The 23071-nt window shown below is 70.1% G+C and carries 22 protein-coding genes and 1 tRNA gene; 12 read left to right on the top strand and 11 right to left on the bottom strand.

The window, feature by feature from the left end:
- Position 1: 1 nt before the first annotated feature.
- Positions 2–316, bottom strand: coding sequence for an effector-associated constant component EACC1 (locus ACOCEP_RS21765; protein WP_482330821.1), 315 nt, complete (start codon positions 314–316; stop codon positions 2–4).
- 98 nt (positions 317–414) lie between these two features.
- On the opposite strand from ACOCEP_RS21765, the gene ACOCEP_RS21760 reads away from it, so the two are divergent.
- The 4 genes from ACOCEP_RS21760 to ACOCEP_RS21745 all read left to right on the top strand — a co-directional run bounded on the left by ACOCEP_RS21760 (position 415) and on the right by ACOCEP_RS21745 (position 4335).
- A complete protein-coding gene (locus ACOCEP_RS21760) occupies positions 415–1194 on the top strand; it encodes an isocitrate lyase/PEP mutase family protein (protein WP_482330820.1) in 780 nt (259 codons plus the stop codon).
- Between the two features lie 34 nt (positions 1195–1228).
- Positions 1229–1843 carry a DUF2238 domain-containing protein gene (locus ACOCEP_RS21755; RefSeq protein WP_482330819.1) on the top strand — a complete coding sequence of 205 codons (615 nt, stop codon included), beginning with the start codon at positions 1229–1231 and terminating at the stop codon, positions 1841–1843.
- 42 nt (positions 1844–1885) lie between these two features.
- Positions 1886–3307, top strand: coding sequence for an amino acid permease (locus ACOCEP_RS21750; RefSeq protein ID WP_482330818.1), 1422 nt, complete (start codon positions 1886–1888; stop codon positions 3305–3307).
- A 293-nt stretch (positions 3308–3600) separates the two neighbouring features.
- Entirely contained in the window at positions 3601–4335 is a 735-nt protein-coding gene (locus tag ACOCEP_RS21745; protein ID WP_482330817.1) for a hypothetical protein, read from the top strand.
- 54 nt (positions 4336–4389) lie between these two features.
- Here the strand turns inward: ACOCEP_RS21745 and ACOCEP_RS21740 are convergent, their stop codons facing one another.
- Positions 4390–4728 carry a YybH family protein gene (locus tag ACOCEP_RS21740; protein WP_482339785.1) on the bottom strand — a complete coding sequence of 113 codons (339 nt, stop codon included), beginning with the start codon at positions 4726–4728 and terminating at the stop codon, positions 4390–4392.
- Positions 4729–4805: 77 nt separating this feature from the next.
- Here ACOCEP_RS21740 and ACOCEP_RS21735 point away from each other — a divergent pair, with 77 nt between their 5' ends.
- Both ACOCEP_RS21735 and ACOCEP_RS21730 read left to right on the top strand, forming a co-directional pair.
- Positions 4806–5777, top strand: coding sequence for a helix-turn-helix transcriptional regulator (locus ACOCEP_RS21735; RefSeq protein WP_482330815.1), 972 nt, complete (start codon positions 4806–4808; stop codon positions 5775–5777).
- Positions 5778–5807: 30 nt separating this feature from the next.
- Positions 5808–8195 (top strand): ATP-binding protein, encoded by a 2388-nt coding sequence (locus ACOCEP_RS21730; protein WP_482330814.1) that lies wholly within the window; start codon positions 5808–5810, stop codon positions 8193–8195.
- Positions 8196–8450: 255 nt separating this feature from the next.
- Here the strand turns inward: ACOCEP_RS21730 and ACOCEP_RS21725 are convergent, their stop codons facing one another.
- From ACOCEP_RS21725 to ACOCEP_RS21710, 4 genes are all read right to left on the bottom strand, one after another.
- On the bottom strand, positions 8451–9704 hold the full coding sequence (locus tag ACOCEP_RS21725) for an HNH endonuclease signature motif containing protein (RefSeq protein WP_482330813.1): 1254 nt from the start codon (positions 9702–9704) through the stop codon (positions 8451–8453).
- A gap of 496 nt (positions 9705–10200) precedes the next feature.
- Complete coding sequence (locus tag ACOCEP_RS21720; RefSeq protein ID WP_482330812.1) at positions 10201–10638, bottom strand: Dabb family protein; 438 nt, start codon at positions 10636–10638, stop codon at positions 10201–10203.
- Positions 10635–11474 carry an SDR family oxidoreductase gene (locus tag ACOCEP_RS21715; RefSeq protein WP_482330811.1) on the bottom strand — a complete coding sequence of 280 codons (840 nt, stop codon included), beginning with the start codon at positions 11472–11474 and terminating at the stop codon, positions 10635–10637. The genes ACOCEP_RS21720 and ACOCEP_RS21715 overlap by 4 nt, the downstream gene beginning before the upstream one ends.
- A 26-nt stretch (positions 11475–11500) precedes the next feature.
- Positions 11501–12865 carry an MFS transporter gene (locus tag ACOCEP_RS21710; RefSeq protein WP_482330810.1) on the bottom strand — a complete coding sequence of 455 codons (1365 nt, stop codon included), beginning with the start codon at positions 12863–12865 and terminating at the stop codon, positions 11501–11503.
- A gap of 76 nt (positions 12866–12941) precedes the next feature.
- Here ACOCEP_RS21710 and ACOCEP_RS21705 point away from each other — a divergent pair, with 76 nt between their 5' ends.
- Genes ACOCEP_RS21705 through ACOCEP_RS21695 form a run of 3 tightly spaced genes read left to right on the top strand, consistent with a single transcriptional unit; the run spans position 12942 to position 16994 of the window.
- The gene (locus tag ACOCEP_RS21705; RefSeq protein ID WP_482330809.1) at positions 12942–15659 is read left to right on the top strand and encodes an AAA family ATPase; all 2718 of its coding nucleotides are present in this window, start codon (positions 12942–12944) and stop codon (positions 15657–15659) included.
- Positions 15656–16063: a hypothetical protein gene (locus ACOCEP_RS21700; RefSeq protein ID WP_482330808.1), complete on the top strand. Its 408-nt coding sequence runs from the start codon at positions 15656–15658 to the stop codon at positions 16061–16063. Before ACOCEP_RS21705 ends, ACOCEP_RS21700 begins: the two co-directional genes overlap by 4 nt.
- Before the next feature lie 10 nt (positions 16064–16073).
- Entirely contained in the window at positions 16074–16994 is a 921-nt protein-coding gene (locus tag ACOCEP_RS21695) for a phosphotransferase (protein WP_482330806.1), read from the top strand.
- Positions 16995–17001: 7 nt separating this feature from the next.
- Here the strand turns inward: ACOCEP_RS21695 and ACOCEP_RS21690 are convergent, their stop codons facing one another.
- The gene (locus tag ACOCEP_RS21690) at positions 17002–17595 is read right to left on the bottom strand and encodes a hypothetical protein (RefSeq protein ID WP_482330804.1); all 594 of its coding nucleotides are present in this window, start codon (positions 17593–17595) and stop codon (positions 17002–17004) included.
- A gap of 242 nt (positions 17596–17837) precedes the next feature.
- Here ACOCEP_RS21690 and ACOCEP_RS21685 point away from each other — a divergent pair, with 242 nt between their 5' ends.
- A complete protein-coding gene (locus tag ACOCEP_RS21685) occupies positions 17838–18266 on the top strand; it encodes a hypothetical protein (protein ID WP_482330803.1) in 429 nt (142 codons plus the stop codon).
- Between the two features lie 114 nt (positions 18267–18380).
- Here the strand turns inward: ACOCEP_RS21685 and ACOCEP_RS21680 are convergent.
- Positions 18381–18453: transfer RNA gene (locus ACOCEP_RS21680), tRNA-Asn, on the bottom strand.
- Positions 18454–18616: 163 nt separating this feature from the next.
- Here ACOCEP_RS21680 and ACOCEP_RS21675 point away from each other — a divergent pair.
- Positions 18617–18796, top strand: coding sequence for a hypothetical protein (locus tag ACOCEP_RS21675; protein WP_007031230.1), 180 nt, complete (start codon positions 18617–18619; stop codon positions 18794–18796).
- 79 nt (positions 18797–18875) lie between these two features.
- Here ACOCEP_RS21675 and ACOCEP_RS21670 read toward each other — a convergent pair whose 3' ends face one another.
- From ACOCEP_RS21670 to dnaG, 3 genes are read right to left on the bottom strand one after another with little or no spacing between them, the layout of a single operon-like run.
- Positions 18876–19640 carry a trans-aconitate 2-methyltransferase gene (locus ACOCEP_RS21670; protein WP_482330801.1) on the bottom strand — a complete coding sequence of 255 codons (765 nt, stop codon included), beginning with the start codon at positions 19638–19640 and terminating at the stop codon, positions 18876–18878.
- Positions 19641–19673: 33 nt separating this feature from the next.
- Positions 19674–20174, bottom strand: coding sequence for a hypothetical protein (locus tag ACOCEP_RS21665; RefSeq protein WP_482330800.1), 501 nt, complete (start codon positions 20172–20174; stop codon positions 19674–19676).
- A gap of 2 nt (positions 20175–20176) precedes the next feature.
- Positions 20177–22078, bottom strand: coding sequence for a DNA primase (gene dnaG, locus ACOCEP_RS21660; protein WP_482330799.1), 1902 nt, complete (start codon positions 22076–22078; stop codon positions 20177–20179).
- 45 nt (positions 22079–22123) lie between these two features.
- On the opposite strand from dnaG, the gene ACOCEP_RS21655 reads away from it, so the two are divergent.
- A complete protein-coding gene (locus ACOCEP_RS21655; protein ID WP_482330798.1) occupies positions 22124–23062 on the top strand; it encodes a sigma-70 family RNA polymerase sigma factor in 939 nt (312 codons plus the stop codon).
- The last annotated feature ends 9 nt before the right edge of the window (positions 23063–23071 follow it).

Below are 23071 nucleotides of genomic sequence, written 5' to 3'. Positions count from 1 at the left end.
TTCACGAGAGCGGAAGGTCGAGGTTTCGGAGCATGGCGCGCTGTTCGGCGGTCAACTCGCCCTCGACCGTGATGGTGAACGGGGGTGTCTCCTCGCGGGAGCGGAGGAAGTCGCTCCAGGCGATCCCCAGGTTCGCCAACCCGGTCAGGGAGCCGATGGACAGGCAGATGACCTCGAAGGCGCCCATCTCCCCCGTGCTCCGCGACCCGGCGAGGCTGATCGTGGCGGACCGGGTCATCTCGGCGTCGGCGCGGAGCCGGCTGTAGAACTCGGTCAGCGCTTGTTCGTCGCCTGCCGCGTTGATCGTCAGTTCCACGGGGACCTCCCTCGAAGTGCTGTCCCTACCAGTCGCCACCCCGGCCCGGGGCGTAACAGGAATCGGCTCCTCGGCGCGAAAACCTCTAGATTGACGGCATGGTTTCCATCGCCGAGAAGGCCACCCGGCTGCAGGAGCTGCACGCCGCCCCCGAACTGCTGCTCGTCGTCAACGTGTGGGACGCGATCACCGCGAAGGTCGTCGCCGAAACCCCTGGTACGCAGGCGCTCGCCACCCCGAGCCACGGTATCGCCGCCGCCCGCGGCTACCCCGACGGTGAGGTGATCCCCCGCGACGAGATGATCGCCGAGGTCGCCCTGATCGTCCGGGTCGCGGGCGATCTGCCGGTCACCGCGGACCTGGAAGCGGGGTACGGCGATCCGGGCGGCACCGTCGCCCGCGCGATCGAGGCGGGCGCGGTCGGCTGCAACCTCGAAGACCAGATGAAACCGCTGGCCGAATCCGTCAAGGCCGTCGAGGCCGCGGTCGCCGCCGCCCAGTCCGCCGGTGTCGACTTCGTGCTCAACGCCCGCACCGACGCCTTCCTCCGGGCGGGCGACCGTGACCCCGAGGAGGTGCTGGCCGAGGCGATCACCCGTGGCCGCGCGTACCTGGACGCGGGCGCGTCGAACTTCTTCGTGCCCGGCAAGCTCGACGAGACGCAGGTCGGCAGGCTGGTCGAGGCGCTGGGCGAGCGCAAGGTGAACCTGATCGGCGTGCCGGGCTCGATCCCGCTGGCCACCGCGCAGAAGCTCGGTGTCTCCCGGGTCTCGTACGGGCCGTTCAGCCAGAACGTCGCGCTCACCGCGCTGGCGAAGCTGGCCGAGGACGTCTACGCCGGCGGCGGCCTGCCCGCCGACATGCGCAAGCTGAACTGAGCGAGCCGGGACCCGTCGCAGTAGGGTCCCACGCATGGTGCGCGGAGTCGGCCGGACGGAAGGGATCCTGCTGGCCGGCTCCGTGGTCGCCGTGCTCGTGGTGACCGGCGTCCTGGCCAGGTCCCCCGGCACCTGGCTGCTGGAAGTCGTCTGGGTGCTGGCCGGGCTGCCGCTGGTGGTGGCCCTGCGCAACCGCTTTCCCCTGACCCGGTTGCTGTGCTGGCTGCTGGTGCTGCACGCGCTCGTGCTGTGCTACGGCGGGCAGTACACCTACGCGGAGACCCCGGCCGGGGAGTGGTTCCAGGCCTGGATGGGCACCCAGCGGAACAACTACGACCGGTTCGCCCACTTCGTCCAGGGTTTCGTCCCGGCGATCGCCGTGCGCGAGGTGCTGCTGCGCCGGACGCCACTGCGCCCCGGCGCCTGGGTGGCGTTCCTGACCGTCTGTGTCTGCGTGACCATCGCCGCCGGTTTCGAGTTCGTGGAATGGTTCAGCGCGCTGGTCGCCGGCGCGGGCGCGGACGATTTCCTCGGCACCCAGGGAGACATCTGGGACACGCAGTGGGACATGATCCTCTGCCTGTGCGGCGCGGTGGTGTCCTTGCTGGTCTGGCGCAGGGTGCACGACCGGCAGCTCGACGGGCGATAGCCGGGCCCGGGGGCTTCCGAGGCGGCAGATACGGTCCTCGGCATGACTCTGCGAGCCGCGGCGGTGCGGCGGAAACCGGTCGCCGACCTGATCGCCGACAGTGATCACGGCACGCTGAAGCGCTCCCTCGGCCTCGGGCAGCTGACCATGCTCAGCATCGGCGCGACGCTGGGCAGCGGGATCTTCGTCGTGCTCGGCGAAGCGGTTCCCGTGGCGGGCCCCGCGGTCGTGCTGTCGTTCGTGCTCGCCGGGGTCACCGCGCTGTTCTCGGCGCTCTCCTACGCCGAACTCGCCGGAATGATCCCGGTGTCCGGTTCGTCCTACTCCTACGCCTACGCCACGCTCGGCGAGCTGGTCGCCTGGGTCTGCGGCTGGTGCCTGGTGCTCGAATACGGCGTCTCGGTGGCGTCGGTGGCCGTCGGCTGGGGGCAGTACCTCAACGAACTGCTGCGGCTGACGTTCGGTTTCGCCATCCCCGACGCGTTCAGCCAGCCACCGGGCTCGGGCGGGTTCGTCAACGTCCCGGCCATCGTCGTCGTGCTGCTGGCCATGTTCCTGTTGCTGTCCGGGGCGAAGGAGAGCGCGCGGGCCAACGCGATCATGGTCGTGATCAAGGTCGGCACGCTGGTGCTGTTCTGCGCGATCGCGTTCTCGGCGGTGCGGGCGGCGAACTTCGCGCCGTTCCTGCCGCTCGGACTGGCCGGGCTGAGCGCCGGTGCCGCGAAACTCTTCTTCTCCTACATCGGTTTCGACGCGGCCTCCACCGCGGGCGAGGAGGCGAAGAACCCGCAACGGGACCTGCCGAGGGCGATCCTGCTCTCGCTCGCCATCGTCACCGTGCTGTACTGCCTCGTCGCCGTGGCCGCGGTCGGCGCCCTGCCGTGGCAGGACTTCGACGGCCAGGAGGCCGCGCTCGCGCACGTGCTCGGCGCCGTGTCCGACAACCCGCTGTGGGCCGGATTGCTGGCCGTCGGCGCCATCGTGGCGATCTCCAGTGTCGTGCTGACCGTCCTCTACGGACAGACTCGCATCCTGTTCTCGATGTCCCGTGACGGGCTGGTGCCCGCCTCGCTGTCCAAAGTGGACCCCAAAACCGGGACACCCCGGATCAACACCCTGGTGGTCTCCGGCTTCGTCGCGACGCTGGCCGCGTTCGTCCCGCTCGGGAAGCTGGCCGACGCCACCAGCATCGGCACCCTGTTCGCCTTCGGGCTGGTGAACATCGCGGTCCTGCTGCTGCGCAAGCGGCAACCGGAGGCACCGCGCTCGTTCCGGGTGCCCTTCTCCCCCGTCACGCCGATCCTCGGGGTGCTGTGCTGCGGCTACATGATGCTCAGCCTCGACGGCGAGACCTGGGTCGTCTTCGCCGGCTGGATGGCGCTCGGCCTGGGCATCTACTTCGGTTACAGCATGCGCCGATCCCGGCTGGCCGCGGATTCGCCCGTTCGCCGCCATAATTCCTAGCCTGTCCAGCCCTAGTACGAGCCGGATCATTGAAGAGACGGTGATCGGTAGGGGACACTTCCGTCCGCCCCCACGGAAAACCCCTACCGTGAACCGAGGTCCCCATGCGCCGATTTGGCATTACCGTGCTGACCGCGTGCCTCGCCCTGTCCCTGGCCGCATTTCCCGTCTCCGCTACCGCGCAAGAGACAGCGGCCCCCTTCTGTTACGAAGAACCCGTACAACCGAAAGCCGATGTCAGTGACATAAAGGCCGGTTTCCACTCCACGAAGTGGTTGCAGACGATCCAAGCCGTGTACAAGCGGCGCTGGCCCAGCGGCGAAGCCCTCGCGATCGCCCAGGCCAAGGACAAGTACTTCAGCCAGTTCGTGAACAAGACCAGCTTCAACGCGCTCGCCGAGTCCCTGATGGTCGCGATCCACGAAGAGACCCACATGTGGGATCTGGATCCTTCGAGAACGTCGTGGGACGTGTACGTCTCGGCGTGGATCGACGCGTCGCGCAAGGCGATGAAGGTCCCGATCCACGGCGGATTCCCCCGCCGTGAGATCCTCCCGCTGATCACGGACGATCTCACGCGGTCGATGGACGACATCTACCTGCGGGATCAGCAGCAGGGCTCGTACCGGATGCAGGGGATCATCGCGGAACTCAACGCCGGCCTCATGGGACTGCCCGCGGCGAGCGTCGTCGCCGAATACATCCAGGGCGTGGGCGCGAGCAATTCGCGGGACATCGCGGCCACGAACCTGCGTTACCTTCAGCTCTACCTGCGTGTCGCCAAGACCAAGCACCCCGATTACTGGGCCAAGATCAAGGCACAGCCCGAATTGCGGCAATTCGTGCTCGTCGAATTCCTCCGCACCGCCTATTGGCTGGATCAGTCCGCGCCCCACGCCGCCAAACTCGGCAGCGCGGACGTGGCCAAGATCGTCGCCAAGAACTACGCCCCGGAGAACGTCGCGATCATCGAGGAGTTCACCGGCGCCAAGGTGAACACGGGTTCGGCCAGGAACTGCACACTCTGACGCCAGGCGGCTCACCGGCGGCGGACCGTGGCCGCCACCGGTGAGCCGTCCTGGTCACGGCACGAACACCGGCTGGTCCAGCGCCCAGAGCCAGGAGCCGTCCGGCTGACGGCGGGCGACCTCGATGGTCGTCTCACCGGTGGTCAGCGTGGACGCGGTGAGCGCCAGGTCGCCGCCCACCAGCGCCGGATGCTGCCTGCCCGGCAGGAGTTCCGGCGCGGCCGCGACGAACTCCTCGTACACCTTGCGGATCTCCGCGTGCCCTTTCGCGATGGTGCCCGGCGGGAACGCCAGTACGGCGTCCGGTTCGTACAACGCCACCAGTCCGTCGACATCGCCCGCGTTGCCTCGCTCGATGAAGAATCTGCCCAGATCGTTCGGCTCGGTGGCCACAGTCCTGCTTGTCATGGGGATGAGCCTCGCAGCGAATCACGACATCCTGTGTCGTGTATTCCGCTAGAGTTCCGGGCATGCGCGCCGACCGGCTGGTCTCCCTGGTGCTGCTGTTGCGCCACCGCGGCCGCCTGTCCGCGACCACGCTCGCGCGCGAGCTGGAAGTCTCCACCCGCACGGTGTTGCGCGACATCGAGGCGCTGTCGGCGGCGGGTGTCCCGGTGTACGCCGAACGCGGCAGGAACGGCGGTTTCGGGCTCCTGCCCGGTTTCCGGACCGAACTCACCGGGCTGACCCACGACGAGGCACTCGCCTTGCTGATCGCCGGATCACGGCGCGGCGCGCAGGCCTTCGGGCTCGGCTCGGCGCTCGCGTCGGCCATGCTCAAGGTGGTCGACGCGCTGCCGGAAGGTCAGCGGGACACCGCGGCGGGCGCGGCCCGGCGCCTGCTCATCGACCCGGAGACCGATCTGCTCTCGCGCCGGGTGGCCGCCGAGGAGGTGCCGGACACCGTCGTCTCCGAGGTGCGGCGCGCGGTGTTCGCGGGACACAAGCTGCGCATCCACTACGCGGCCGAGGGCCGGGCACCGCGGTGGCGCACGGTGGATCCGATCGGCCTGGTCACCGTCCGGGACCGGGGTTACCTGCTGGCCACGAGGTCCGGCGAGGACCGCACCTACCGGCTGTCCCGGCTGCGGGCCGCCGAGGAACTCGCCGAACCCGCGCAACGCCCGGACCGGGTGGACCTGGACCGGACCTGGCAGGAACGCGGCACGCGGTTCCGGAGCGGCGGGGACCAGGTCGCCGTGCCGGTGCTGGTGGACCCGGCCCGCCGGGGCGAACTGGTGGGCACCGCGCTGGCCGTTCTCGCGGAGGAAACGGCCGAGGACGGCAGGCTGCGCATGGAGGTGACCTTCCAGGACGCGCGGCACGCCGAGTGGGCGTTGTGGCAGCTCGCCACGGACGCGGAGGCCCTTGGCCCGCCGTGGTTACGCGCGTCCCTGCGGGGCCGGGCCGCCGCGATCAGCGGCCGCTATGGCGAAGGGTGAGGCGAACGTGGCGGGCGGGATAATCCGGCCATGACGAACGCCGCCCTGGGGAGGGCAGCCCCGACTTTCAAGGTGCTGCTGAAGGGTTACCGCGTCCGAGCCGGCCTCACCCAGGAGGAACTCGCCGAAGGATCCGGGGTGAGCGTCCGCGCCATCAGCGACATGGAACGCGGGATCGCCAGGAGCCCGCAACGCCGGACGGTCGAAGCGCTCGCCGCGCCGCTGGCATTGACCGACGAAGAGCTGACCGGCCTGCAAAAGGTCGCGCGGCAGGGCCGCTCCCCCGCGCCCGCGAGCCAAGGCGCGCACCTGATCGGCATCCTGCCGGCGGACGTCGACGATCTCACCGGCCGCGAAAGCGATCTCGACGCGTTGCGCGCCCTTTCCGCGGATCCGGTCGCCGGCCGCCGCAGATCCGGGCGGGTCGCGGTCCTGAGCGGGCCTCCGGGGACCGGCAAGACCACCCTCGCGGTCCGCGTGGCGCACAACCTCGCCGAGGAGTTCCCCGACGGCAGGCTTTTCCTGAAACTGCGCGGGATGTCGGCCGAGCAGGCGAACCCGGCGGACGTGCTGCATCTGATCCTGCGCTCGCTGGGTGTCGAAGCCGTCCGCATCCCGGCCGATCCGGAGGACCGGGCGAGCCTGTGCCGCTCCCTCCTGCAGGACCGGGCCACCCTGATCGTCCTGGACGACGCGGCCGACGAAGCCCAGGTCCGTCCGCTGCTGGTCGGCGGGCCGCGGTGTCTCACCCTGATCACCGGCCGTCAGATGCTGGTGGGGCTGGAAGGCGCGAGCAGGCACGCCCTCGACGTGTTCGGCGAGGACGACGCGGTCGCCTTGCTGTCGGCCATCGTCGGGGCGGAGCGGGTCGCGCGGGAGCGGCGGGAGGCGCTCGAACTGGTCGAACTGTGCGGACGGCTGCCGCTGGCGCTGCGGATCGCGGGCAACCGGCTGGCGAGCCGCCCGACCTGGCCGCTGTCGCGGCTGGTGGATCAGCTGCGGGACCGCGGCCGGCGGCTGACCACGCTGACCGCCGGCGATCTCGACGTGCGGAGCGTGTTCGAACTGTCGTACCGGCAGCTCAGCCCGAACGCCGCCGTCGTGTTCCGGCGGCTGTCGCTCGTCCCGGCGGCGGACTTCTCGGCGGGGGCCGCGCGGACGCTCCTCGATGCGGCCGACGAGGACGACGCCGCCGTCTTCCTGGAGGAACTGACCGACGCGAGCCTGCTGCAGACATCGCAGGAGAACGGGCGATACCAGTTCCACGACCTCCTTCGGGTCTTCGCCACCGAACGGCTGGCCCACGAGGAGCCCCCCGACGTCGTCGAAGCGGCGGGAACGCGGCTGGCCGGTTGGCTGGTGAGCACCGCGACGGCGGCGGGCCGCTACTTCCATCCGACCGACGGCGTCAGCCCGCTCCCGGTCGCGACGCCGTCGTTCGGCGACCACTCCGGGGCGGGCAGATGGCTCGAGGTCGAGCTGAAGAACTGGCACGCCGCGGTCAAGAGCGTCGCCGCGCGCGGCGACCACCGTCCGGTGCTCGACCTGGCCGAGTCCATGCACTGGTATTCGGAGATCGGTGGGACCGCGAGCACCTGGTACGACGTGTTCGAACTCGCCGTGAACGCGGCCATCGCGCTCGGCAGCGACCGGGAAGAGGCGGTCCACCGGAACTACCTGTCCTGGGTGCAGGCTTCGCTCCGCGATCAGGCGGACGACGCCGTCCGGATGGCCCAGCTGGCTTGGGACGCCGCGGTGAAGGCGGGCGACCGGCGCGAACAGGGCTGGGCGCGGGTGTACCTGACGAGTGCCCGTGGCCGCGAAACGTCGCCCGAGCTCTTCGACGAGGCGGTGCGCCTGTTCGAGGAGGCGGACTATCCGCTCGGAGTCCATGTGGCACGGACGATGCGGGCCTCGTACCGATACCGGGAGGGCCGGTACGGCGAGGCCGCCGAAGAGTTCGACGCCTGCGTCCGCTACTTCGCGCCGGAGCACGGCTGCTCGCGCACTCCGGTCGATGACACCAACTACGCGTACGTCCTGCTGCGTTCGGCCCGGAATCTGGCCGCGCTCGACTCGGCCGATCGGGCACTCACCCAGTGCGAGACGGCGCTCGGCCTGTTCCGTCGTCACGGTGCGACCATGGGCCAGGCCCGCGCGCTCCAGGAGACCGGACGGTTCATGGGGCGCCAAGGCGATCACGCGAACGCGCGCCGCCGGCTGTCCGAGGCCGAGGAACTCTACGAACGCATCGGGATGACGCAGGCGCGGATCGACACGCTCGGCGAACGGGCGGCGCTGTCCGAAGAGATGGGCGACCCGGCGTCGGCCCGTGCGGACCGGGAACGGGCGATGGGTCTTCGTGACCGGCTCGGTCGGCCTGCGGGGGCGGGACCGACGTACGGTTCCGGTTCTTAGGGTGATGCTCCTTTGAGCCCGAGCCGGCTCGGGGTGGGTCTCGTTCTCCAAGTTTCCGCCATTTGCGTCTTTCGCTCTCGTAAGCCGCTTGCCTCGTGGCTGGACGGTGGTGGAGGAGGCCCGCCATGTCTGCCTCGGTCGTCGATGAAGGATCCAGGACGTTGAGGGTCCCGAATCCTTCATCAACGGCGGACCTCACCCGGCGGGCATACCGAGGGGCCCGTCGCCGGGTGTGGCTGGCGGGCTCCTCGGTGTTCAGCGGTGGTGGAGGGTGTTGCGGCGGGGTTGTCGGAGCGGGTCTCGGTATTGGGGTGGGATGAATTCCGGTAACCCGTCGGCGGCCATGCGTACTTCCCAGTCACCGTGGTGGATCAGCCGGTGGTGAAAACCGCAGAGCAGCACCAGGTTCCGGAGATCCGTCGGGCCACCGTCCGCCCAGTGAACGATGTGATGGGCGTGGCAGTTCTTGGGTTTCCGATGGCAGCCCGGGAAGGCGCAACCCCCGTCGCGGATGTTCAACGCCCGTCTCTGCCCGGGAGTGACGAACCGCCTGAGTCGTCCCACATCCAAGGGTTCTCCGGCCGCGCTCATCACGACCGGCAGCATCAGACAGTCGCAGGCCGCCAGCCGGGCTTCCCGCGCGGTCATCGTCCCCACAAAGTCCAGGCACGCGGTCCCGAGACCCGACTTCAACTCCTCAAGCCCGATGGTGACATTCACCAACGTGCGGTAGCCGCTGGTTCCGGGCTGGTCGGGGCAGGCGATCGCCAGATCGAGGAGGTCGGCCCAGGCGTCGCCCATGCGTTCACATTTCATCCGCAGGTCGGCTTGGCCAAATTCGTCCACCGGCCGCGGCTGCGCATACGCCTCCAACGCGGCCGCCGTGCGGGCCCCGGTCTCGTCATCCAGCAGACCGGTCAGCTTCCAGAACCCATCCCTGCGCCGCTCCAGCGTGATCTCCCGGCGCGGCTCCTTCGGCTCGGGATCCTTCGGTTCATTGCCGTCCGGGTCCAGCCAGCCCAACAGCTTCGCCTCAGCCTCGACAAGCTGGCGAGGACCCGCGTTCGGGGCAAGCTCACCAAGAATCTTCTCCGCCTCCGCTCGATCCTCGACAGAAGTATCGACGGGGAGCCTTTTCAAGATGTCCAGGATCTGATCGATCCGTTCGTCCCCGACCAAGCCTTCGGCGGCGACCGCGGCGGTGGCGGGAGCAACGGCAGGGACCTCGGTGCCGTCCAAGGCCCGGGTGGAGTTCAACGCGATGGCCCGTTTCACCACCGCACTCGCCTCGCCGCGCGAGAGCCCGGCCAGCTCCGCGAACCAGCTGGCCGTGCTGCCATGCCCGTATAAGTCTTTCGCGCCCCGATTCTCGATCTCCGCCAGGAACTGCCCCAACGCGGCAGTGGCTATCCGGATCACCTGCAGGGCATGCTGCACGCCATGGGCAAGCTCCAGCTTGCCGGCACGCCACAACTCCTGCGGCAACTCGGGGAGAAAGGTCTCGGACACCTCTCCATAATACCGCAAAAAATCGAACATGTGTTCGTAATTTTACGCGACCAGCGAAACGCGCGAACAACACTGAAGAGTGAAACAGCCAAACGCCGAATCACCCAGGGCGACCCCTCCGCATTTAGCCGACTAAACGCGAAGAAGAACCCCGATCGCGGCCAGGCGCAGCACTGCCCCCGTACCCCCCGAGACCGAAGAGCGAAACAACCACAAACACCGAACCACCCAGAGCCACCCCTCCACATCTAGCCGACTAAACGCGAAGAAGAACCCCGATCGCGGCCAGGCGCAGCACTGCCCCCGTACCCCCCGAGACCGAAGAGCGAAACAACCACAAACACCGAACCACCCAGAGCCACCCCTCCACATCTAGCCGACTAAACGCGAAGAAGAACCCCGATCGCGGCCAGGCGCAGCACTGCCCCCGTACCCCCCGAGACCGAAGAGCGAAACAACCACAAACGCCAAATCCCCCAGGGCGACCCCTCCGCATTTAGTCGACTAAACGCGAAGAAGAGCCCCGATCACGGGCGGGCGCGGCACTGCCGCTGTACTCCCTGAGACCGGCGACCAACCTGGCCACATCGGGCACGTTCTCGTACCGCCGCCGGTGCACGTCGGCGATCTTCGCACCGATCTCCGGATCCGGCTCGTCGGTGACGTCGTAGGACACGAACCTGTCGATCAGCGGCAAGCCGACGCGATCCATTTCGAGATGCGCCGGGTGATTCATGTACTCCTCGTATGCCTCGATGTCTTCGAGCACGGTGACGGCGCCGTAATCGAATTCGCCACCGAAGTCGGGGCCGACGACACGAGCCTTGATGACGGGAATGGCGTTGATGTGATCACCCATCCGCGCCAGCCCCGCCGCTTTGTCCTCTTCGGACACGCCAACCTTGAGCGTGAACCGAATGCAGTGGTAGATCACTGCACGGAAAAGTGGTCGCGGGCGAAGTCGGAAACGTCGCGTGCGGGTTTTCCGGTCAGATCTGCGACGGCTGTGTGCACTTCGGCCGCTTCGCCCCTCGCGTAGTGCGCGTAGTCCTCGATGAGACCTTCGATCTGCCACGGCGGGAGCAAACCCGCCAGTGCCGCGGCGAACTGCTCGGCGGAGGTGTCGTGGAAGACGACGTCCCTCCCCATGGCGGCCGAGAGCGCCTGGGCGATCTGGGCGTGGGTCACCGCACGCGGTCCGGTCAGCGTGTAGGTCCGGCCGGAGTGTCCCGCGCCGGTCAGCACGGCCGCGGCGGCGTCCGCGATGTCCCTGACGTCGATGGCGCTGACGGCCGCGTCGCCGATCGGTGCGGCGAAGAAACCCTGCGCGATGGTGCCGGCGAAGGCGAGCAGTGCCTGCAAGTAGAGGTTGGGGCGCAACACGGTGTGCTCGATCCCGAGCGATCGGACGTGCGCCTCGACTTCGGCGTGCCAGCGCAGGAACCGCACCGGCGAGTCGGCGCGTGCCGCGTACTGCGAGAGCAGCACGAGCCGGTTCACGCCGGCTTCGCGGGCGAGGTCGGCGAACTGGATCTGAAGCGAGGCGGCGTCGGGAGCGGAAGGGCTGTTGAGGAAGACCGCGTCGACGCCTTTCAGCGCCGCGCCGACCGCTTCGGCGTCACGCAGGTCGGCGACCACGGTCTCGGCTCCGGGGACGATACGTCCGGGGTCCCGGGTCATCGCGCGGACGGTGGCCCCGCGGGCCAGCAGGCCGGGAATCAGGGCGGAGCCGACGGTTCCGGTCGCACCGGTCACCAGAATTGTGTCCATTGTGGAGTGTCCTTTCTCGACAGAGATCAACGACGGGTGGAGAAGAGCGACACCGCGAGGGCGATGACGACGAGGACGGCTTCGCCGAGGAACGCGGTCGTGAACGAGATGGCCCCGTGCGTCCCCGCGGCGCCGATGGCGATTCCGGCGAGCGCGGCCAGCCCGACCGCGCCGCCCAGTTGCTGCGCGGCGTTCACCAGCCCGCTGAGCAGACCCGATTCACCGTCCGCGCTGTCGCGTACCGCCATCGCGGTGGCGTTGACGGCGCCCAGCCCGAGCCCGGTGCCGATCAGCAGGAACGCGCCCAGCAGGCTGACCGAGAAGCCGCTGGTCGTGGGATCCCAGGCCAGCCAGAGGAATCCCGCGAGCAGGACGGCGAGGGCGGACGGCAGCGCGCGAGCGAGCCCGATCCGTTTCGCCAGGACGGGCGCGAGCACACTGCCCACGATGATCATGACGGCGAGCGGCAGCTGAGCCATCCCGGTCTCCAGCGGGCTCATCCCGAGGACGTCCTGCTGGTACTGCGGCAGGAAGAAGAACAGGCTGGTCAGGGTTCCGCCGATCAGCACCATCACCACGTTCGCGGTGACCACCGGCTTCCGGCGGAACACGCCCAGCGGGACCAGCGGACGCGAAGAACGCCGCTCGACGACCACGAACGCCACCAGCGAAACGAGTCCGGCCGCGAGGCCGGCGATCGTGCCGGGCGCGGTCCACCCGGCGTCGGAGGCGGAGACCATGCCCAGCGCGAGCCCGGAGATCCCGACGGTGATCGTGACGGCGCCCAGCGCGTCGAACCGGCCCGGCCTGCCGGGCACCGGCGGCACGGCACGCCACACGACGATCGCCCCGACGGCACCGAACGGCACCGGGGTCACGAACACCGCCTGCCAGCCGAGCAGTTCGGTCAGCGTTCCGCCGAGGAAGACACCGACGAGGCTGCCCGCCCCGGCGACCGCGCCCCAGATCCCCATCGCGCGGGTACGTTCCGCCGGCGACGGGTAGAGGCCGAGCACGAGCGAGAGCGCGGCGGGCATCAGGAGCGCCGCCCCGATCCCCTGCCCGATCCGCCCGGCGATCAGCAGCTCGCCGCCGTCGGCCAGCGCGCAGAAGGCCGACGCCGCGAGGTAGACGGCCATACCGCTGAGGAACACCTTCCTCGCCCCGAGCACGTCGGCGAGACGGCCGCCGAGCAGCAGCAGGCCCGCGAACGTGACCAGATAGCTGTCCACCACCACCGTGAGCTCGGCGGCGGTGAGCCCCAGGCCCTGCCGGATCGTGGACCCGGCGAGGTTCACCATCGCGGCGTCGAGGATGACCAGGAACATGGCACTCGCGAGGCCGAGCATCGCCACCTCGCGCGGGATCCGTTTCGTCGCTCGTACTGTCATGCCGCCACGATCGCGCGGACCCCCGTCCGCTCGCGTCGGTGACAATCACCTACTTCGTCTCGCTAGGGTTCAGACCATGCCCACGACGTCTCCCCGTTCGCTCGTCGGCAGGCGAGACGAGATCGATCGCCTCCTCGCCCTGATCCACGCGGCGGGCCGGGGCGAGGGCGGGGTGCTCGTGCTCCGCGGCGAGCCGGGTATCGGCAAGAGCGCGCTGCTGGACCACGTCGCGCGAGCGACGGCGGCGGAGTTCCAGCTCATCCGCGCGTCCGGGTCGGAATTCGAGGGTGAGCTGCCGTTCGCGGCGCTGCACCAGCTGTGCGTTCCGGCGCTGGCCCATCTCGACACGCTGTCGGCCCCCTACCGCGATTCCCTCCTCGTCGCCTTCGGGCTGGCCGACGGCGCGCCGGACCCGTTCCGGGTCGGTCTGGCCGCGCTCGAACTGTTGGCGACCGCCGCGGGGACGCGTCCGATGCTGTGTGTGATCGACGACGCGCACTGGCTGGACACGGCATCGGCGCGGGCGTTGACGTTCCTGGCGAGGCGGATCGCGGCCGAACCGATCGCGATGGTGTTCGCCGCCCGTGACCAGGATCCGGTGCGGGGGCTGGACGAATTGCCGGGGCTGAAGGTCGGTGGCCTGAGCGATCCGCACGCGCGTGCCTTGCTGGCCGGGGAAAAGACCGTGACGCTGGACGAACGCGTGCGCGATCGCCTGCTCGCCGAGGCCCGCGGCAACCCGCTCGCGCTCATCGAACTGCCGAAGGCGGGTGGTTTCGCACCGCCGGCGCCGTCACCGATCGCGAGCCGGATCGAGCGTAGTTTCGGGGCCAGGATGGTGGAATTGCCGCTGGACGCGCGGCGGCTGCTGACCGTCGCGAGCGCCGATCCCACCGGGGATCCCGCGCTGTTGTGGGCGGCGGCGCGGCGGCTGGACGTCGACGTGCCCGCCGCGAGCGCCGCGGCCGAGGCGTCCGGGCTGATCCGGTTCGGCACGCGGGCGCGGTTCTGCCATCCGCTGGCGCGCTCAGCGGCGTATCGCGCGGCCGAACCGGAGGAGCGCCACACGGCCCATCGGGCGCTGGCCGAAGTCACCGACGCGGAAACCGCCGGAGACCGGCGGGCCTGGCATCGGGCCCAGGCCACCACCGGTCCGGACGAACAGGTCGCGGCGGAGCTCGAACTGTCGGCGTCACGGGCGCAGGCACGCGGCGGGGTGGCGGCCGCGGCCGCGTTCCTCGAACGTGCGGCGGCGCTTTCCCTCGACCCCGCCAAGCAGACCGAGCGCACCCTCGCGGCCGCGCGGACCACGCTGGAGGCGGGCGCGACGGACGCGGCGGCGGATCTGCTGGCCAGCGTCGACACCGCCGCCCTGGACGTCCCTCAGCACGCCTCGGTCGATCTGCTGCGCGGGCGGATCGCCTTCGTCCAAGGCGCGGAAGGGGCCGTCCGCGGTCCCGAACTCATCCTGCGGGCGGCGGAGCGGCTCGCCGCCGCCGATCCGGAGCGGTCCCGCGAGTTCTTCGTCGCGGCGCTGGAAATGGGGCTCGTGGTCGGGCGGGCCGCGGGAGTACTGGACCGGGTTCTCGACGCGGCCCGCTCGGCACCTCCGGTGTCAGGACCGCCGGATCTCCTCGACGCGCTGGTGCTGTTGACCACCGAAGGTCACCACGCCGGTGTGCCGGCGCTTCGCCGGGTCCTCACCGGCGACGACGCCGGCTGGACCAGGACACCGGCCCTGGCCACCGTGCTCGCGGGGGAACTGTGGGACATCGATCTGCACGCGACGATCGTCGACTGGCTGGTGCGGACCGGGCGGGACACCGGATCGCCGATGACCATCCGGCTCGGGCTGTCCCAGGTGGCCCTGCACGCGGTGCTCACCGGGCACCTCGGGCGGGCGATGGCCGCGATCGCCGAAGAGGAGGCGATCGCGGACGCCGTCGGCGATCCGCCGCAGCTGTACCCGCGCGTGCATCTGGCCGCGATGCGCGGACGGCGCCGGGAAGTGCTCGATCTGTTCGACGAAGCGACGACCCGCGGCAGCGGGCAGCTGACCGCGAACGCGTACTGGGCGACGGCCGTGCTGTACAACGGGCTCGCCGAGTACCCGGCCGCGCTGGACGCGGCGACCCGGGCGGTGGCGAGCGGCGACCTCTTCCTCGCCGGTATCGCGCTGCCCGAGCTCGTGGAAGCCGCGGTGCGCTGCGGCAAGGATTCCGTTGCCCGGTCCGCGCTGGACTCCCTGACCGCCCGCACGGAACCCGCGGGCACCACCTTCGCCCGCGGAATCGCGGCGAGCGCGCGGGCCATGGTCAGCGACGCGGAGCCCGACCACCTGGAAGCGCTCCGGTACCTGGCGGACGGCCCGCTCCCGGTGCATCTCGGGCGGGCGCGGCTGCGCTACGGCGAGTGGCTGCGCCGCGAGGGACGCCGTCGCGAGGCGCGTGAACACCTGCGCACCGCGCACGAACAGCTGTCGGGGATCGGGCTGGAGGCGTTCACCCGGCGGGCCGCCGACGAACTGCGGGCGACCGGGGAGGTCGCCCGGAGCCGCTCCGGACGTTCCTACGACCACCTGACCATGCAGGAGACGCATATCGCGCGCCAGGTCGCGGCCGGCGCGACGTCGAAGGAGGTCGCCACCCGCCTGTTCCTCAGCCCCCGCACGGTGGACGCCCACCTCCGCAACATCTTCCGCAAGCTCGGCATCTCCTCGCGCAGGCAGCTGAGGGACATGCCCGATCTCCGCGACGCGGAGCTCGGTGACCTCGCGCTACGGTCACTCTCGTGAACCCGGCCGACGCCCGCGAAGCCCTCTTGTTCCACTCCGGCGCGCATCCGGATGTGGACGACGATCGGTGGCGAACGGGGTTTCTGGGTTCTCTGCGCCCCTTCAGTGGCTTGCGCGAGGAGAACTTCCACGAGGTGATGGCCGCCTTGCGGGTTCTCACCGAACAGCTGCAGGCCGACTCGGTGCCCCGGGAAGTCGTTTCCTCCGTGGTCGGGATCTGTCACTTCGCACGGGCCTGGGGCGTCGCGCCCGATGGCATGCTCCGCGGAAACGGCCTGATCGACGACGAGGACGCGGCGCGCCTGGAGGAGTGGATCTGGACGATTTCCTATGCGCTGTCGATGATCTTGGACGGCGACGCGGCGGAGGCCTTCGCCGCGTACGACGACGAACGTCGCCGGTAGGAACGGACAAGTGGCGGGGAGCGATCTCCCGGGCTGGTTGCCCGGGTGGTGTGCGGATCACCTGGGAGCCGAGCCCGTCGCCGTGCTGTTCGAGGCACGGTCGATGTCGGCGGTGTTCGGGCTGCGGCTGGCCACCGGGCGGGACGTCGTGGTGAAGGTCCGGGAAGACGACGGCCGCGCCGCGCCGTGTGTCGACGCGCAAGCCCGGCTGTCCGATCGGGGGTTCCCCTGTGCGCGGCCGCTCACGCCCGCGACACGCGTCGGGACGCTGGCCGTGCACGCCGAGGAATCCAGGCCCGGCGGTCGACTGCTGCCCGGCGACTCACCGGACATCGCCGCGCGCTACGCGGCGGTGTTCGCCAGGCTGATGGCCGGGCTGGCCGGCGTCACCGTCTCGCCACCACTGCCGAATCCCCGCTGGATACGCTGGGACCACACGGATCCCGGGTTGTGGCCGAGCATCGAAGACCTCGATCGGCGGGACCAGGACGCCGTGCCCGTGTACGTCGTCGAGGCGGCTGGGCGGATCCGCGAACGGCTGCTCGCCGCCGACCTTCCCCGTGTACTCGGCCACGCCGACTTCGAAGCGCAGAACCTCCGCTGGCGTGACGGCCACATCTGGGCCGTGCACGACTGGGACAGTCTGGCGTGGCAGCCGGAGGCGGCGCTGGCGGGAGCGGCGAGCGCGGTCTTTCCCAAGACCGGGCCCGCCCTGCTGCCGCCGATCGAAAGCTCCGAGGCGTTCTTGGCGGCCTATCAAGACATCCGGGGCCGCCGTTTCACCACGGAGGAGCAGGAGGTCGCGTGGGCCGCGAGCCTGTGGCCCGCGGCGCACGACGTCCGCTGGGAAACGCTGCACGGCGCTCCCCCGGGTTCGCACGATCTCATCCGCGCGCAGGTGGCCGAACGCCTGCGCCGGGCGCACGCCTGAGAGGAGGTCAGCAGGCCTTGACGACGACCGAGTGCACCTTGCCCGGGAAGTCGAGGACCCGCACGTTCCGGTTACCGGCGGGCACGCGGACCTGGTAGGCGCCGGGGTAGACCGGGTAGCCGAAGTAGCTGCCCGCCGGGGCCGCGCCGGTGCCCGCGATCATCGAGCCGTCGGTGCGGTGGATCGTGGTGGAGACCGCGCTGCCGCAGGTGTTGTAGATGTAGATCTTGCCCTTGGTCGCGGCGGCGGCGGAGCCCGCGCCGAGGACCGAGGCGACCAGGGTCGCGGTGGCCAGAACGGCGAGAACGCGCCGGGTGGTCGTCATGGTGCTCCTCAGGATGTGCCGGGGTATCGGCCACAAGATATCCGCGGAAGCCCCCGCGCACTGCCGGTCGAACGGACCACACGCGCAGGTCCAGACCACCGCGACGGCGACCACCACGGCCGTGGCCCCGAACCCGGCGGGCGAGCTTCTGAGCAGACCGATCGCCGCGAGGGGCGGCAAGGTCGCGATCCGCACGGCGACGGCGTACCGGTGCCCGAAACCGGTCAGCAGCCGCCCGGCCTCCCCCGCTACCTCGCCAACCGTCGAACCAGGCACACCTCGTGCGGGTGACCCTACCGGCCGCCGAGGTCAGGTGGTGCCGATTCCGGACATACGGGACTCGGTGCACCGGCGGCCGTGGCCATGCCCCCTCCTCGGTGAACCTTCACCGCCACCCCGGCACGGAGCCACCGATCGCGGCGCGAGGTGGATACGGTCCAGATCACTTTCGGTAGGCGCCGAGTCGAAGGCGCGTCACCGGGGTACCAGTACCTGACAGATGATCCGAGGAGGAGATCATGGCCGAAACGACCATCGAGCCCAGCCCCGAACTGCGGGCGCTCGACCGGCTGGTGGGCACCTGGAGGGTGACCGGCGGGGCCGAAGGCACCGTGCGGTACGAATGGATGTCAGGCGGATTCTTCCTGCTGCAGCACGTCGATCTCGCCCAGTCCGGCGAGACGATCACCGGTATGGAGGTCATCGGCAACCTGCGCCCCTTCGGTGAGCCCCCGGGCAAGGACGTGGTCTCCCGGTTCTACGACTCGGCCGGGAACACCCTGGACTACGCCTACGAACTCGCCGGCGAAACCCTGACCATCTGGGCGGGTGAGAAAGGCAGCCCCGCCTACTTCCAGGGCACCTTCGACGCCGACGGCACCGCCATGACCGGGGATTGGGTCTACCCCGGTGGCGGCGGCTACACCTCCACCATGACGCGGATCTGACCGTCACGCCGTCCGGCCGGGTGCGGCGCCCCCGCGGCGCCGTGCCCGGCGGAGTACCCCGAACGCGAAGAAGCCCAGACCGCTCGGCCTGGGCTCTCCTGAAGGAACTCTGTGCTCCCCCGCTTGGACTCGAACCAAGAACCCTCCGGTTAACAGCCGAATGCTCTGCCAGTTGAGCTACAGGGGATTGTGCTCCGTACCGGCCGGATCGCTCCGACCGATGAGAGAACTTTAGCCCATGCCCTCCGGCGGTCGCGCACCCACCCCCCACTTTGGAGATCACCTCGTCAAGCTCGCGTTTTGAGGGACAATGACAGCTGGAGCAAGATCGAACGGAGGCGTGGACTCGGATGAAGATGTTCCTGCTGGGCGCGGCCGCGGGCTACGTGCTGGGCGCGAAGGCCGGCCGGGGGCGGTACGAGCAGATCGTGCGGACCTACCGCAAGATCGCTGACCACCCCATGGTGCAGGGCGCCGCCGGGGTCGCTCGCGCCAAGGTCGGTGAGCGGTTCGGGCGGCCTCAGCGCTGACCCGTGCCGAAAGGGCCCTTCACCGCATGCGACGCGGTGAAGGGCCCTTTCACTACATCTGACGCGGGGAAAGTCCCCTTCAGCCCACGACGGCGACCACGAAAACGCGCCGGAACTCGAACCAGGTGGTCCCGTCGGGACGCGGCGGGTAGGCCTCGTCCAGCTTCCGGGCGATCTGGGCGCGGAAGTGGTCCCAGTCCTCCCCCGGCAGCGCTTCCTTGACCGGCCGCAGCGAGGTGCCGGTGATCCATTCGAGCACGGCGTCCTCGCCGGTCAGCCTTTGCAGGTAGGTCGTCTCCCAGGCGTCGACGGCGCATCCCGCGTCGGCCAGCAGGTTCCCGTAGCCGAGCGGGCTGTCGACGGCCTCGTTCTCCCGCAGGACGACGCCGGCGAGGCGCGGAGCCCATTCCCCGGTGCGCGCGAGGGCGCGGACCAGGGCGTGCGACGGGGCGTCGAAGTTACCGGGGACCTGGAACGCGAGCGTCGCCCCGGACGGCAGCAGATCCACCCAGCGGCGGAGCAGGCGGCGGTGGTCCGGCACCCATTGGAGCACCGCGTTCGAGATGACCACGTCGGTGTCCGGCGCGGGTACCCAGTCGTGGACGTCGAGCACTCGCGCGTCGACGCCCCGGGAGCGGGCGGCTTCGACCATTTCGGGTGAGCTGTCGCTCGCCTCGATGATCGCGCCGGGCCAGCGTTCCGCCAGGCCGGCGGTCAGGTTTCCGGGCCCGCAGCCGAGGTCGGCGACGCGACGGGGATTGTCGGCCGGTATCCGCGCCACGAGGTCGTGGAACGGCCTGGCCCGCAGGTCGGCGTAGTCGAGGTACTTGACCGGATCCCACATGGCGCCTCCCAGCGATACAGTACGAGTGTACTGCTAGGCCAGCTTCCTTGCCGCTTCCTCGGCGATCGCCTTGACGATGTCGGCGTCGGTGCCCGGATCGGGCCGCACCTGCAGCACCGTGCCGTCCTGGCCGGGGACCTTGCGCTCGACGAACCACGCTCCGCCGGTTTCGAGGTCCTTGCGGTGCCGTCCCCGGACCGAGCCGTCGACCCGCTGCCGCACCAGGATCGGGACCTTGCCGGGTTTGGGCAGCCGGAACCGGACCGGGGTCTTGTCGGCGAGCAGCACGGCGTTCCCCGCCGTCCCGGTCTCCTCGGACTCGGTCAGCGTCAGCACCCCGTCGGACCACGCGGCCTTGCCGACCAGATGCCAGCCGACCCGGCGCGCCCCCGGGATCCACAGTCCCAGCGCCGTGACCAGCAGATATCCGCCGCCCTCGACCGCCGCGCTCCCGACGACGTGCTCGCCGTCGTCCAGCGAGCCGTCGAAATCCGCCGGGACACGGTCACCCAGCAGGTGACGCAGCCAGCCCATGCTCAGTCCAATCCGCCGATGGCCTGTTCCTTCAGCGCCTTCCGGTACTGCTCGAGCGCGACGAGATCGCCGAACAGGGCGCGGTAGTCGTCCGGCGCCTCGACCGGGGAAAGCCGCTGGAGCTTCGACTTGATCTCGTTGATCTGGCGGCCGACGAGGCTCTCCTGCACGGCCGCGAGCTGCGCGGAGATGTAGCGCGAGTCGACCTCGCCCTTGGCGCGCAACGGTTCCACCGAAAGTTCGCTGAGCACGCGCCGCACCGTTCCCTGCGGGCAGTGCGGGGCGGCGGCGTCGAGCAGGGCGGGCCCGGTCAGCCCGGAACCCGCTCCCCCGGCGGACAGCAACGCCTTGTGGATGGCGACGTAAACCGGATGGGTGAACGCGTCCTCGGGGAGCGCGTCGTATTCGGCCCCGGCGAGCATCGGCTGCTGCAGCGCCGCCTTGAGCGCCTCGCGCTGCGCGATGAACCGCGGGTCGCCGGGCGCGGGCCTGGGCAGGTCCTCCTCGGTGGCCGCGGCCGCAGGAGCGGGCCGCCGGACCTCGACCGTGGCGGAGCGTTTCGCCGCCGCCCCCGCGCTGCCGCGCACCCGGTTCACCACCTGAGCCGCGTCCTGCCAGCCGACCCACCACGCGAGCTTCGAGGCGTAGCCGTCGCGGCTGGCGCGGTCCTTGATCCCCGCGACCATCGGGACGGTCTTCTGCAGCGCCGCCACCTGACCGTCGACGGAATCGAGGTCGAACGCCTTGAGCATGCTCTTGATCGCGAACTCGAACAGCGGGATCCGCCGCGCGACCAGGTCGCGTACCGCGGCGTCGCCCTTGGCGAGCCGCAGTTCGCACGGGTCCATGCCGTCCGGGGCCACCGCGATGTAGGTCTGACCCGCGAAGGTCTGATCGCCCTCGAACGCCTTCAGCGCGGCCTTCTGGCCCGCTTCGTCACCGTCGAAGGTGAAGATCACCTCGCCGCGGAAGGCGTCGTCGTCCATCATCAGCCGCCGGAGGACCTTCATGTGGTCCTCGCCGAACGCCGTCCCCGACGACGCGACGGCCGTCGGGACACCGGCGGCGTGCATCGCCATCACGTCGGTGTAGCCCTCGACGACGACGACCTGGTGCCGTTTCGCGATCTCGCGTTTGGCCAGATCGAGGCCGAACATCACCTGCGACTTCTTGTAGATCGGCGATTCCGCCGTGTTCAGGTACTTCGCCGAGACACGGTCGTCGTCGTACAGGCGCCGCGCGCCGAACCCGACCACCTCGTTGCCGACGTCGCGGATGGGCCAGAGCAGCCGCCGGTTGAACCGGTCCATCGGCCCGCGCTGCCCCTCCTTGGCCAGCCCGGCCGTGAGCAGTTCCTTGACCTCGAACCCGCGGTTGAGCAGATGCTTCGTCAGCTTGTCCCAGCCCGCCGGCGCGTACCCGCAGCCGAACGTCTGCGCGGCGGCCGCGTCGAATCCCCGCTCGGACAGGAAGTCCCGCGCCGCCCGCGCGTCCGGGGTGAGCAGCTGCTCGGCGTAGAACTCCTGCGCCGCGCGGTGCGCCTCGATCAGCCGGGCGCGGGTGCCGCGATCACGCTGGACGCTTCCGCCGCCGCCTTCGTAGGTCAGCCGGAACCCCACGCGGTCCGCGAGGCGCTCGACGGCTTCCACGAACGAGATCAGGTCCATCTTCTGGATGAACTTGATCACGTCACCGCCTTCGCCGCAGCCGAAGCAGTGGAAGGTGCCGTGGGTGGGGCGCACATTGAACGACGGGGTCTTCTCGTTGTGGAACGGGCAAAGCCCTTTCAGGCTGCCGCCGCCGGCGTTGCGGAGGGCCACGTAGTCACCGATGACCTCGTCGATCCGGTTGCGCTCGCGCACCTCCGCGATGTCGCTTTCCCGAATCCGTCCTGCCACGCTCATCACTCTAGGCCGTCCTCTTCGAGCACCGTGCGGCACACTCGGGGAATGAGCACCGCCCTGGACGAACTCGCCGGGAACTTCGCCGCGCTGCGCCCCCATCTGGTCTCGGTCGCCTACCGGCTGACCGGCGCGCTGTCCGACGCCGAGGACGCGGTCCAAGAGTCCTGGCTGCGCCTGAGCGGCCTGGACGAACGGCGCCGCTCGGCCATCGAAGACCACAAGGGCTGGCTGACCACCGTCGTCAGCCGCATCTGTCTCGACCGGCTGCGGTCCGCGGTGGTGCGCCGCGAGCGGTACGTCGGCGAATGGCTGCCCGAACCGGTCCTCGGCCCGCTGGGCACGCCGTCGTCGGAGGATCCGCTGGCCGTCGCCGTCCGCGACGACGGGATGCGCATGGCGGCGATGGTGGTCCTCGACCGGCTGACTCCGGAACAACGTGTCGCGTTCGTCCTGCACGACGCGTTTTCGGTGCCGTTCGGGGAGATCGCCGAAATCCTGGGCTGCACGCCGGAAACGGCGCGCCAGCACGGTTCCCGCGGTCGCCGCGCGGTCGCGGACGCCGATCCGCCGCCCCGGACGGCGCTCGCCGAGCAGCAGCAGATCATTGAGAAGTTCATGACCGCGATGCTCACCGGCGACATCCAGGCGGTGGCCGAGGTGCTGCATCCCGACGTCGTCCTCGTCGGCGACGGCGGCGGCAAGGCGCGCACGGCGGTCCACACGGTCGCCGGGTTCGACAAGGTCACCCGGCTGTTCCAGGGCCTCATGCGGTTGTACGACCCGGCCGGCATCGAACAGGCGAGGCCCGCGCTGGTCAACGGCGACCTCGGGCTCTACATCCCGCCGCAGGTGGCTTCCGAGGGGTACCGGGCGCTCGACGAGCACGTCAACGCGTTCGTCATCTCCGACGGGAAGATCGTCGCGATCTACGACATGGCGAACCCGGACAAGCTCACCACCGCGCGGACCCGCGTCGGCCCCTGACCGCGTTTA

The organism is Amycolatopsis sp. CA-211722 (assembly GCF_056828465.1).
This window is presented reverse-complemented; position numbering and strand designations above follow the sequence as displayed.

What these genes read in the sequence shown, in the direction of transcription:
- ACOCEP_RS21755 (WP_482330819.1), top strand. Translation starts at nt 1,229, where the DNA reads ATGGTGCGCGGAGTCGGCCGGACGGAAGGGATCCTGCTGGCCGGCTCC.
- ACOCEP_RS21665 (WP_482330800.1), bottom strand. Translation starts at nt 20,174, where the DNA reads ATGGGCTGGCTGCGTCACCTGCTGGGTGACCGTGTCCCGGCGGATTTC.
- ACOCEP_RS21730 (WP_482330814.1), top strand. Translation starts at nt 5,808, where the DNA reads ATGACGAACGCCGCCCTGGGGAGGGCAGCCCCGACTTTCAAGGTGCTG.
- ACOCEP_RS21705 (WP_482330809.1), top strand. Translation starts at nt 12,942, where the DNA reads ATGCCCACGACGTCTCCCCGTTCGCTCGTCGGCAGGCGAGACGAGATC.
- ACOCEP_RS21760 (WP_482330820.1), top strand. Translation starts at nt 415, where the DNA reads ATGGTTTCCATCGCCGAGAAGGCCACCCGGCTGCAGGAGCTGCACGCC.
- ACOCEP_RS21750 (WP_482330818.1), top strand. Translation starts at nt 1,886, where the DNA reads ATGACTCTGCGAGCCGCGGCGGTGCGGCGGAAACCGGTCGCCGACCTG.
- ACOCEP_RS21675 (WP_007031230.1), top strand. Translation starts at nt 18,617, where the DNA reads ATGAAGATGTTCCTGCTGGGCGCGGCCGCGGGCTACGTGCTGGGCGCG.
- ACOCEP_RS21715 (WP_482330811.1), bottom strand. Translation starts at nt 11,474, where the DNA reads ATGGACACAATTCTGGTGACCGGTGCGACCGGAACCGTCGGCTCCGCC.
- dnaG (WP_482330799.1), bottom strand. Translation starts at nt 22,078, where the DNA reads ATGAGCGTGGCAGGACGGATTCGGGAAAGCGACATCGCGGAGGTGCGC.
- ACOCEP_RS21685 (WP_482330803.1), top strand. Translation starts at nt 17,838, where the DNA reads ATGGCCGAAACGACCATCGAGCCCAGCCCCGAACTGCGGGCGCTCGAC.
- ACOCEP_RS21710 (WP_482330810.1), bottom strand. Translation starts at nt 12,865, where the DNA reads ATGACAGTACGAGCGACGAAACGGATCCCGCGCGAGGTGGCGATGCTC.
- ACOCEP_RS21670 (WP_482330801.1), bottom strand. Translation starts at nt 19,640, where the DNA reads ATGTGGGATCCGGTCAAGTACCTCGACTACGCCGACCTGCGGGCCAGG.
- ACOCEP_RS21735 (WP_482330815.1), top strand. Translation starts at nt 4,806, where the DNA reads ATGCGCGCCGACCGGCTGGTCTCCCTGGTGCTGCTGTTGCGCCACCGC.
- ACOCEP_RS21655 (WP_482330798.1), top strand. Translation starts at nt 22,124, where the DNA reads ATGAGCACCGCCCTGGACGAACTCGCCGGGAACTTCGCCGCGCTGCGC.